The organism is Pseudoalteromonas sp. S2721, from assembly GCF_005887425.1.
In the GTDB taxonomy this organism is placed as follows: Bacteria; Pseudomonadota; Gammaproteobacteria; order Enterobacterales; family Alteromonadaceae; genus Pseudoalteromonas; species Pseudoalteromonas simplex.
This window is the reverse complement of the sequence record NZ_PNCZ01000106.1, coordinates 1-625: the sequence shown is the minus strand read 5'-3', so window position 1 is coordinate 625 and position 625 is coordinate 1. Positions and strand designations below refer to the sequence as shown.

Here is a 625-nt window from a genome sequence, read left to right as displayed (position 1 = left end):
CGAACATCAGATAAGCACGTTGTTGTACTCACTGACCAATTACCGCTGGCATCCACTGTCGCTGTCAGGGTGCTGCTATCACCATTGGCATCGGTGACGACCACAGTCACTTGTGCGCCTTCACCTGCATCACTGGTACCACTGATGAGCGGTGTATTGTCATTTCCTATTGCATCCACATTAACGGTGAGTGTCGGTGGTGTACCATCAAAGTCACTTGAACTGATAGTACGTACATTGCCTGCAGCATCCGATGCACTGGCTGTTATCGACGCTAGGTTCGCTAACGGCACGGTTAACCCTGTCAGCGACCAATCACCATTGGCATCGGTGGTTGCCGTATATGTCACACTGCCACCGCCTAATAAGGTTTGGGTGATGGTCACTGTGCTACCGGCGGGTAAATCTGATGTACCACTTAAGGTCACCAGTTGACCCAGTAAGAAGGTCGGCACAAAAGCAAGCTCCGGTGGAATGGTGTCGACTTCACCACTGTCACTGGCACTGCTGTTATTACCTGCTGCATCACTGATACTGGCACTGACTGTGTAGTTGCCATCGGCTAAGGCTTGCCCTGCTTCGGCGCTCCAATTGCCAGAAGCATCAGTGGAGACTGTAACGCTAT

General features: G+C 51.7%; 1 protein-coding gene. It reads right to left on the bottom strand.

What is annotated here, in order from left to right; all coding sequences use genetic code 11:
- The coding region (locus CWC02_RS20475; protein WP_249364148.1) for an Ig-like domain-containing protein at window positions 1-625 on the bottom strand (625 nt) is incomplete at both ends.